Origin of the sequence: Streptomyces sp. NPDC014623 (assembly GCF_043088245.1) — a bacterium.
GTDB lineage: Bacteria > Actinomycetota > Actinomycetes > Streptomycetales > Streptomycetaceae > Streptomyces.
The window spans coordinates 1-9,099 of record NZ_JBIBZU010000048.1; the positions used below are offsets into that span (position 1 = coordinate 1).

The 9,099-nt window shown below is 67.7% G+C and carries 7 protein-coding genes and 1 tRNA gene; 4 read left to right on the forward strand and 4 right to left on the reverse strand.

All coding sequences use genetic code 11. The annotated features are described in order from the left end of the window. Positions 1-51: 51 nt before the first annotated feature. A tRNA-Gly gene (locus ACF1FZ_RS34665) sits at positions 52-125 on the reverse strand. Between the two features lie 467 nt (positions 126-592). On the opposite strand from ACF1FZ_RS34665, the gene dcd reads away from it, so the two are divergent. Then, positions 593-1,168 (forward strand): dCTP deaminase, encoded by a 576-nt coding sequence (gene dcd / locus ACF1FZ_RS34670; RefSeq protein WP_391777344.1) that lies wholly within the window; start codon positions 593-595, stop codon positions 1,166-1,168. Between the two features lie 6 nt (positions 1,169-1,174). Beyond that, on the forward strand, positions 1,175-1,675 hold the full coding sequence (locus ACF1FZ_RS34675) for a phosphoribosyltransferase (protein WP_391777345.1): 501 nt from the start codon (positions 1,175-1,177) through the stop codon (positions 1,673-1,675). 236 nt (positions 1,676-1,911) lie between these two features. Here ACF1FZ_RS34675 and ACF1FZ_RS34680 read toward each other — a convergent pair whose 3' ends face one another. The 3 genes from ACF1FZ_RS34680 to ACF1FZ_RS34690 form a co-directional block, all read right to left on the reverse strand. Next, a complete protein-coding gene (locus ACF1FZ_RS34680; RefSeq protein WP_391777346.1) occupies positions 1,912-2,841 on the reverse strand; it encodes a Yip1 family protein in 930 nt (309 codons plus the stop codon). Positions 2,842-3,045: 204 nt separating this feature from the next. Beyond that, positions 3,046-5,313, reverse strand: coding sequence for a heterodisulfide reductase-related iron-sulfur binding cluster (locus ACF1FZ_RS34685; protein WP_391777347.1), 2,268 nt, complete (start codon positions 5,311-5,313; stop codon positions 3,046-3,048). 92 nt (positions 5,314-5,405) lie between these two features. Next, positions 5,406-6,146, reverse strand: coding sequence for a sugar transferase (locus ACF1FZ_RS34690; protein ID WP_391777348.1), 741 nt, complete (start codon positions 6,144-6,146; stop codon positions 5,406-5,408). Positions 6,147-6,438: 292 nt separating this feature from the next. On the opposite strand from ACF1FZ_RS34690, the gene dnaK reads away from it, so the two are divergent. Both dnaK and grpE read left to right on the forward strand, forming a co-directional pair. Next, the gene (dnaK, locus tag ACF1FZ_RS34695; protein WP_391777349.1) at positions 6,439-8,292 is read left to right on the forward strand and encodes a molecular chaperone DnaK; all 1,854 of its coding nucleotides are present in this window, start codon (positions 6,439-6,441) and stop codon (positions 8,290-8,292) included. After that, complete coding sequence (gene grpE, locus ACF1FZ_RS34700; RefSeq protein ID WP_391777350.1) at positions 8,289-8,939, forward strand: nucleotide exchange factor GrpE; 651 nt, start codon at positions 8,289-8,291, stop codon at positions 8,937-8,939. The genes dnaK and grpE overlap by 4 nt, the downstream gene beginning before the upstream one ends. Positions 8,940-9,099: the final 160 nt, after the last annotated feature.

The window sequence follows — 9,099 nt, forward strand, 5'->3', positions numbered from 1 at the left end:
CGTGGTCCGGACAACAAAGAAGCCCCTGGCCGTTGGCCTGGGGCTTTTTCATGGAGCGGGTGACGAGAATCGAACTCGCGCTCTGAGCTTGGGAAGCTCATGTTCTACCATTAAACTACACCCGCGTAGCACGCCGATGATCGGCGATGCAGCGTTCCACACTCTACCCCATCGCAGCCCCCCGGCGTGCCCGCCGTGGGGTCCGTGTGCCGTTGCGAAGTGTGGGCGCGCGTGCGGGCGGCGGGAGTTGAGGGCGTAGCGTGTGTGGGCGGAGTGCCGCCTGGAGTGGCGTCCCGTTCATCCCCTAATGTGGCGGTCTCGTCCAAGGCTGGTTGGGGAAGGGACTTGATGTCGTCGATGGAGCGCACCGTCGTCCGCTGTGCCGAGGGGCACGTCTTTACCACCTCGTCGTTCCCGATGCAGCAGCTCGGGTCCGCGCGGATCGGTCCCGGGCGGCTCATCCGCTGTCCGCGCTGTGCGCGGCTGAGGCGGGCCGTTCCTGTGGTGTTCGAGGAGCGCTAGAGGTGTGAGGCAGGCGCGCGCGGGACGGTCCGGTTGGGGCCGGCTCGCGCGTTCTGCGTATCCTCGGTGCGTGCTTCTCTCAGATAAGGACCTCCGGGCCGAGATCGATGCCGGGCGGGTTCGCATTGACCCGTTCGACGCTTCGATGGTGCAGCCCTCGAGCATCGATGTGCGGCTGGACCGCTACTTCCGGGTGTTCGAGAACCACCGCTATCCGCATATCGATCCCGCCGTCGAGCAGACGGACCTGACCCGTCAGGTCGAGCCGGACGGTGACGAGGCGTTCATCCTCCACCCCGGGGAGTTCGTCCTGGCCTCCACCTACGAGGTCATCTCGCTCCCCGACGACCTGGCATCGCGACTGGAGGGGAAGAGCTCGCTGGGGCGGCTCGGGCTGGTGACACATTCCACGGCAGGGTTCATCGACCCCGGTTTCTCGGGGCATGTCACTCTGGAACTGTCGAATCTGGCGACGTTGCCGATAAAGCTCTGGCCGGGAATGAAGATCGGGCAGCTGTGTATGTTCCGGCTGACCTCTTCATCGGAGTTCCCGTACGGATCCGAGCGTTACGGATCGCGCTATCAGGGCCAGCGAGGACCGACCGCCTCGCGTTCTTACATGAATTTCCACAGGACTCAGGTGTGATACGGCATGGCTGGTGAGATGCGGGAGAATCTGACGTACGAGGCCTTCGGGCACGCCGTACGCGAGCTGGCGCAGGCGGTGGCCGACGACGGCTACGAGCCGGACGTCGTGCTGAGTATCGCGCGGGGCGGGGTCTTCGTCGCGGGCGGTCTGGCATATGCCCTGGACTGCAAGAACATCCATCTGGTGAACGTCGAGTTCTACACCGGGGTCGGGACCACGCTGGAAATGCCGGTCATGCTGGCGCCCGTTCCCAATGCCATCGACTTCACGCAGAAGAAGGTCCTCATCGCCGACGACGTCGCCGACACGGGCAAGACGCTGAAGCTGGTCCGTGACTTCTGCATCGATCATGTGGCCGAGGTGCGCAGCGCGGTCATCTACGAGAAGCCGCAGTCCCTCGTGAAGTGCGAATACGTGTGGAAGAAGACCGACCAGTGGATCAACTTTCCGTGGAGCGTGGAGAAGCCCGTCGTGCGCCGTGAGGGTCAGGTTCTCGACTCCTGAGAGCTGTCCCGCTATTCCTGGCGGGCGCACGACGACGGTTACGGCACCTCGCCGCGTTGTCGAAACGCCCGGATACATCCAGTACGCGGGCGCCTCTCCGCCTTGCGATGCACCGCGTCTGACGCCGCGCGCTGATCCACCAGGAAGTGCGGGACAGCCCTCAGGCAGCGCCGCGGGAGGAACGGGAGGGGGCCCGGTGCGACGCACCGGGCCCCCTCCTGCGTGTCGGACCGGGATCAGATCGTGCCGAGCTTGATGATCGAGAGCAGCGCGATCAGCTGGATAGCGGAGGCGCCCAGGGCCTTCGGCCACGGCAGGTCGTGCGACTTGCTCACCATCGAGGTGAACAGTGCTCCGGCGGCCAGCCAGGTGATCCAGCCGAGGATCTGGACCAGGGAGTTCTCACCGCCGAGGAAGAGGGCGAAGATCAGGCGGGGCGCGTCCGTGATCGACATGATGAGCATCGACAGCCCCACGGTCGGCTGCCAGGAGCCCGTGCCCCCGAGCTGGCGGGCCAGGGTGTGGGTGACCGCGCCGAGGACCAGCCCGCCGATGACGAAGCCGACGCCCGTGAAGATCACGTACGGGGCGGCCGTGGAGACCTCCGCGTGGATCGCCTCGTCGCGTGCCTGGTCGAAGCCGAAGAGCGCGAGCAGGCCGTAGACGAACGTGACGACGATCGCGGTGCCCCAGACGGGGTGGTCGCGCATCTGCCAGAACGTCGATCCCGGCCGCATCACGATGCCGCTCAGCAACTGCTTCCAGTGCAGCCTGGGTCCTGAGGGGTGTGCGGGGGCCTGGCCGGCCTGGTAGGTGTTCCCGTCGCCGTACGGGTCCTCGTTGATGCTGAACGCCTGGGTGTGTCCCGGGGTGTCGGCATACGGGTCCTGTCGCGAGGGCTGGTGGTGCGGGTCGCCGAAGTACTCCGGTTCGCCGTGTCCGCCTGCGTGCCCGTTCCCACCCCCGTGTCCGTTGCCGCCGTGCCCGCCGCCGTACGGTGCGCCCTGAGGACCGCCGTACGGTGCGCCGTTGCCTCCTGTGGGGGGCCACGGCTGCCCGCCGTACGGCGGCGGCGGTGATGCCTGTGCGCCGTACGGCTGTTGCTGCTGCGGGTGTTGTTGCGGTGTGCGGTTGTCCCGGCCGCGTCCGATCCTGAATCCAGCCACACATCGAACGTACCTGGTCCGTACGGGTGTGGTGTGAGGGCCGGGGGAACAAGGGGCCCATTGCGGCCTAGCTGTGACATCCCCTAGGGGAACCCCGGGGGGCTCGCACCACCTCGGAGAGGACCCTCGGTGGCACCCGGGACACACGGAAGCGGCCGGTCCTGCCCCCGAGGCAGGTCCGGCCGCTTCCGTGGTGGGGGACGGCTACTGAACGGGTTCCGGTTCCGGCCGGCCGGCCGGCGCCGCGTCGCCCGCCGGGTCGGCAGGTGTCTTCACCGACTCCAGGAGCAGCTGTGACACGTCCACGACCTGCACCGACTCCTTCGCTTTGCCGTCGTTCTTCTTGCCGTTGACCGAGTCGGTCAGCATGACGAGGCAGAACGGGCACGCGGTGGAGACGATGTCCGGGTCGAGAGAGAGGGCTTCGTCGACGCGCTCGTTGTTGATGCGCTTGCCGATCCGCTCCTCCATCCACATCCGGGCACCGCCGGCGCCGCAGCAGAAGCCGCGCTCCTTGTGGCGGTGCATCTCCTCGTTCCGCAGACCCGGGACCTTCGCGATGATCTCGCGCGGGGGCGTGTAGATCTTGTTGTGGCGGCCCAGGTAGCAGGGGTCGTGGTACGTGATCAGGCCCTCGACCGGTGTCACGGGGATCAGCTTGCCCTCGTCCACCAGGTGCTGGAGCAACTGCGTGTGGTGGATGACCTCGTACTCGCCGCCGAGCTGCGGGTACTCGTTCGCGATGGTGTTGAAGCAGTGCGGGCAGGTCGCGACGATCTTCTTCGACGACTTCGGCTTCTTCGTCTCCGGTTCGTCGTCGTCCTCGCCGAACGCCATGTTCAGCATCGCGACGTTCTCCTGGCCGAGCTGCTGGAACAGCGGCTCGTTGCCGAGGCGGCGGGCGGAGTCACCGGTGCACTTCTCGTCGCCGCCCATGATCGCGAACTTGACGCCCGCGATGTGCAGGAGCTCGGCGAAGGCCTTCGTCGTCTTCTTGGCGCGGTCCTCGAGGGCGCCCGCGCAGCCGACCCAGTACAGGTAGTCGACCTCGCTCAGGTCCTCGACGTCCTTGCCGACGATCGGGACCTCGAAGTCGACCTCCTTGGTCCACTCGACACGCTGCTTCTTGGCGAGCCCCCAGGGGTTGCCCTTCTTCTCCAGGTTCTTGAGCATCGTGCCCGCCTCCGACGGGAACGCGGACTCGATCATCACCTGGTAGCGGCGCATGTCGACGATGTGGTCGATGTGCTCGATGTCGACCGGGCACTGCTCCACGCACGCACCGCAGGTGGTGCAGGACCACAGCACGTCCGGGTCGATGACGCCGTTCTCCTCGGCGGTGCCGATGAGGGGGCGCTCGGCCTCGGCCAGGGCGGAGGCCGGTACGCCTTCGAGTGCCTCGGCCGACGCCTTCTCGGTGCCCTCCATGTCCTTGCCGCCGCCGGCCAGCAGGTACGGCGCCTTGGCGTGCGCGTGGTCGCGCAGGGACATGATCAGGAGCTTCGGGGAGAGCGGCTTCCCGGTGTTCCAGGCGGGGCACTGCGACTGGCAGCGGCCGCACTCGGTGCACGTGGAGAAGTCGAGGATGCCCTTCCAGGAGAACTGCTCGACCTGGGAGACGCCGAAGGTGTCGTCCTCGCCCGGGTCCTCCCAGTCGATCTCCTTGCCGCCACTGGTCATCGGCTGGAGGGCGCCGAGTGCGACCTCGCCGTCGGCGTTCCGCTTGAACCAGATGTTCGGGAAGCCGAGGAAGCGGTGCCAGGCGACACCCATGTTCGTGTTGAGGGAGACCGTGATCATCCAGATCAGCGAGGTGCCGATCTTGATCATCGCGGTGAGGTAGATCAGGTTCTGGAGCGTGCCGAGCGTGAGACCCTTGAAGGCGAGCACCAGGGGGTACGAGACGAAGTAGGAGGCCTCGTAGCCCTCGACGTGGTGGATCGCGCCTTCCAGGCCGCGCAGCGCGAGGATGGCCAGGCCGATGATCAGGATGATGTACTCGACGAAGTACGCCTGCCAGGCCTTGGAGCCGGCGAAGCGGGACTTGCGGCCGGCCCGCGAGGGCAGGTTCAGCAGCCGGATGGCCATCAGCGTGACGATGCCGAGCACGGTCATGATGCCGATGAACTCGATGTACATCTCGAACGGCAGCCAGCCACCGACGACCGGCAGCACCCAGTCGGCCTGGAAGAGCTGTCCGTACGCCTGGAGCAGCGTCGGCGGCAGGGTCAGGAAGCCGATCGCGACGAACCAGTGGGCGAAGCCCACGATCCCCCACCGGTTCATCCGGGTGTGGCCGAGGAATTCCTTGACCAGGGTGATCGTGCGCTGCTTGGGGGCGTCGGTGCGGCTGCCTGCCGGTACCGGCTGTCCGAGACGGACGAACCGGTAGATCTGCGCGACGGCTCGGGCGATGAGCGCAACGCCGACGACAGTCAGCACCAGCGACACGATGATCGCGGCGAGTTGCATTTGGGGGCTCCTCGGGCCTGCGAGGGTGGGATCCAGCGCGTACAAGTGATTACTAAGCAGTAACTTAATCAGTCTGTGCTGACACTATCCACTTATTCCGCCGCGCTGTAGCCGCGCAGGCGGTGATCTGTGTCGCTCAGGTGAGCCTTCCCCGGGCGTCGTGGTCCGCGCGGCTCCGCTCGCAGGGGGATGCGTACGGATTGCGCCAGGATCGCCAGGTCGAGCCATGTTCCATGATGCTCTGCGTAGTGCGCGTCCAGGAGGGCGGGTTCGTCCCAGGGCATCCTGGAGTGGGTGCGCACCTGGGCCAGGCCGGTCAGACCCGGCCGGAGCCGCTGCCGCCAGTGTCCGGCGGCGGGTCCGGACAGGGCGGCCTCGGCGGGGGTGAGCGGCGCCGGGCCGACCAGGGAGAGGTCTCCCCGGACGACGTGGGGCAGCTGGGACAGCAGGTCGAGCCGGAACCGCCGGGTGCGCAGTGAGCGCAGCTCGAAGGGGTGGCCGCCGAGGCCGACCCTGGTCTCGCGCCGGAGTACGCCTCCCCGGCCGCGGGATGGCCGGAGGGCGAGGGCCAGGGCGGCGAGGAGGAGGGCGGGCGCCGCCAGGAGCAGGAGTGCCGTGCCGAGCGCCAGGTCCAGGGCGCGCTTGGCGGTCAGGGATCTCAGGGGGCCGGCGATCCGGGCGGCGGCCGCGGCCGCCAGGTTCCCGGTGGCGCGTCCGGCTGCCGCCCGGGCGGCAGCGAGGGCGCGGCCGGGCCGGGGGCCCGCCGCCCGGACCGCCGTCGCCGTGGCGGGGCGCCGTTTTCTTCGTGCCGCAGTCTGTCTCGCGTTCCGCATTGCACCTGCCCGGAGTCGATGACGTAACGGTATGCACGTCTTGATGCATTTTGTGACAGAACGATCTCATGGTGCGAAGGTGGGGGGCGTGTGTGGTGTGCCGCGCATGCCGGGGGTGCCGGGCGAGGTGCTCCCGGTCGGCCTGCGGCTGTACCCGAACACGCGAATTCCCTGCTCAGCGCATATGTGAGCACATAAGTTGAGCGTAAGTGACTCAGGTCCTTTGACTCCGGGCTGGGTGTCATGCATCCTTGAGTCAGATCCACTCAAGTAGTCAGTTGGAGGAATTGAAATGGCACGTGCGGTCGGCATCGACCTGGGCACGACTAACTCCGTCGTCAGCGTTCTCGAAGGCGGCGAGCCCACCGTCATCACCAACGCCGAAGGCGCCAGGACCACGCCGTCCGTCGTCGCCTTCGCGAAGAACGGCGAGGTGCTCGTCGGCGAGGTCGCCAAGCGCCAGGCGGTCACCAACGTCGACAGGACCATCCGCTCCGTCAAGCGCCACATGGGCACTGACTGGAAGATCGACCTGGACGGCAAGAGCTTCAACCCGCAGCAGATGAGCGCCTTCATCCTGCAGAAGCTGAAGCGCGACGCCGAGTCCTACCTGGGCGAGAAGGTGACCGACGCGGTCATCACCGTCCCGGCGTACTTCAACGACTCCGAGCGTCAGGCGACGAAGGAGGCCGGCGAGATCGCGGGCCTGAACGTCCTGCGCATCGTCAACGAGCCGACCGCCGCCGCCCTGGCGTACGGCCTCGACAAGGACGACCAGACGATCCTCGTCTTCGACCTCGGTGGCGGCACCTTCGACGTGTCCCTCCTGGAGATCGGCGACGGCGTCGTCGAGGTGAAGGCCACCAACGGTGACAACCACCTCGGTGGTGACGACTGGGACCAGCGCGTCGTCGACTACCTGGTGAAGCAGTTCGCCAACGGACACGGCGTGGACCTGTCCAAGGACAAGATGGCTCTCCAGCGTCTGCGCGAGGCCGCGGAGAAGGCGAAGATCGAGCTCTCGTCCTCGACCGAGACCACGATCAACCTGCCCTACATCACGGCGTCCGCCGAGGGCCCGCTGCACCTGGACGAGAAGCTCACGCGCTCGCAGTTCCAGCAGCTGACCGCAGACCTCCTGGACCGCTGCAAGACCCCGTTCCACAACGTCATCAAGGACGCGGGCATCCAGCTCTCCGAGATCGACCACGTCGTTCTCGTCGGTGGCTCCACCCGTATGCCCGCCGTCGCCGAGCTCGTCAAGGAGCTGACCGGCGGCCAGGAGGCCAACAAGGGTGTGAACCCGGACGAGGTCGTCGCCATCGGCGCCTCGCTCCAGGCCGGTGTCCTCAAGGGCGAGGTCAAGGACGTCCTGCTCCTCGACGTGACCCCGCTGTCCCTCGGCATCGAGACCAAGGGAGGGATCATGACCAAGCTCATCGAGCGCAACACCACGATCCCGACCAAGCGCTCCGAGATCTTCACGACGGCCGAGGACAACCAGCCGTCGGTGCAGATCCAGGTCTACCAGGGCGAGCGCGAGATCGCGGCGTACAACAAGAAGCTCGGGATGTTCGAGCTGACCGGTCTCCCGCCGGCCCCGCGCGGTGTGCCGCAGATCGAGGTCGCCTTCGACATCGACGCCAACGGCATCATGCACGTCGCCGCCAAGGACCTCGGCACCGGCAAGGAGCAGAAGATGACCGTCACCGGCGGCTCCTCGCTGCCGAAGGACGAGGTCAACCGGATGCGCGAGGAGGCCGAGAAGTACGCGGAGGAGGACCACGCCCGCCGCGAGGCCGCCGAGTCGCGCAACCAGGGTGAGCAGCTCGTCTACCAGACGGAGAAGTTCCTCAAGGACAACGAGGACAAGGTCCCCGGTGACGTGAAGACGGAGGTGGAGACCGCGCTCACCGAGCTGAAGGAGAAGCTCAAGGGCGAGGACACCGCCGAGATCCGCACCGCCACCGAGAAGGTCGCGGCCGTCTCCCAGAAGCTGGGCCAGGCGATGTACGCCAACACCCAGGCCGAGGGTGCGGCCCCGGGCGCCGAGGCCCCGGGTGACGGTCAGGCCAAGGCCGACGACGACGTCGTCGACGCCGAGATCGTGGACGACGAGAAGGACACGAAGGGCGGTGCGGCGTGACCGAGGAGACCCCGGGCTTCGAAGAGAAGCCTGACGTCCCCTCCGGCGCCAACTCCGACGACGCCGAACCGAAGGCTGCCGCCCCCTCCGAGGAGGAAGCGGCGGCCCCGGCCGGGGACGTACAGCAGACAGCGGCCCTGACGGCCGAGCTGGACCAGGTCCGCACCGCGCTCAGCGAGCGCACGGGCGACCTCCAGCGGCTCCAGGCCGAGTACCAGAACTACCGTCGCCGCGTCGAGCGCGACCGGGTCGCCGTGAAGGAGGTCGCGGCCGCGGGCCTGCTGACCGAGCTCCTGCCCGTGCTCGACGACGTCGGCCGGGCCCGGGAGCACGGCGAGCTCGTGGGCGGCTTCAAGTCGGTGGCCGAATCCCTGGAGACGGTCGTCGCGAAGCTGGGCCTCCAGCAGTTCGGCAAGGAGGGTGAGCCCTTCGACCCGACGATCCACGAGGCCCTGATGCACTCGTACGCGCCGGACGTCACCGAGACGACCTGCGTGGCGATCCTGCAGCCCGGGTACCGCATCGGGGAGCGCACCATCCGCCCCGCGCGGGTGGCCGTGGCCGAACCGCAGCCGGGCGCCACGCCCGCGGCGGCGAAGGAAGAGAAGGCAGACGACGAGGAGAGCGGTGGCACCGAAGAGGTCTGACATTCCGTCCGACCACTGCGGTGAACACCGACGGGGCGTGGGGGCGGGCCCCCGGGCCGGCCCCCGGCCGCACGTCCGGCGGGGGGGTCGTGGGGTAGCACCAACGACAAGGGCGAGAAAGAAAAAAAAAAAGTTATAGGCGGGCCCCACGACGCCCCCC

Bases quoted from the DNA above. Each gene is read 5' to 3' on its own strand.
- ACF1FZ_RS34690 (WP_391777348.1), bottom strand. From the start codon at position 6,146: ATGCGGAACGCGAGACAGACTGCGGCACGAAGAAAACGGCGCCCCGCC.
- dnaK (WP_391777349.1), top strand. From the start codon at position 6,439: ATGGCACGTGCGGTCGGCATCGACCTGGGCACGACTAACTCCGTCGTC.
- ACF1FZ_RS34675 (WP_391777345.1), top strand. From the start codon at position 1,175: ATGGCTGGTGAGATGCGGGAGAATCTGACGTACGAGGCCTTCGGGCAC.
- ACF1FZ_RS34685 (WP_391777347.1), bottom strand. From the start codon at position 5,313: ATGCAACTCGCCGCGATCATCGTGTCGCTGGTGCTGACTGTCGTCGGC.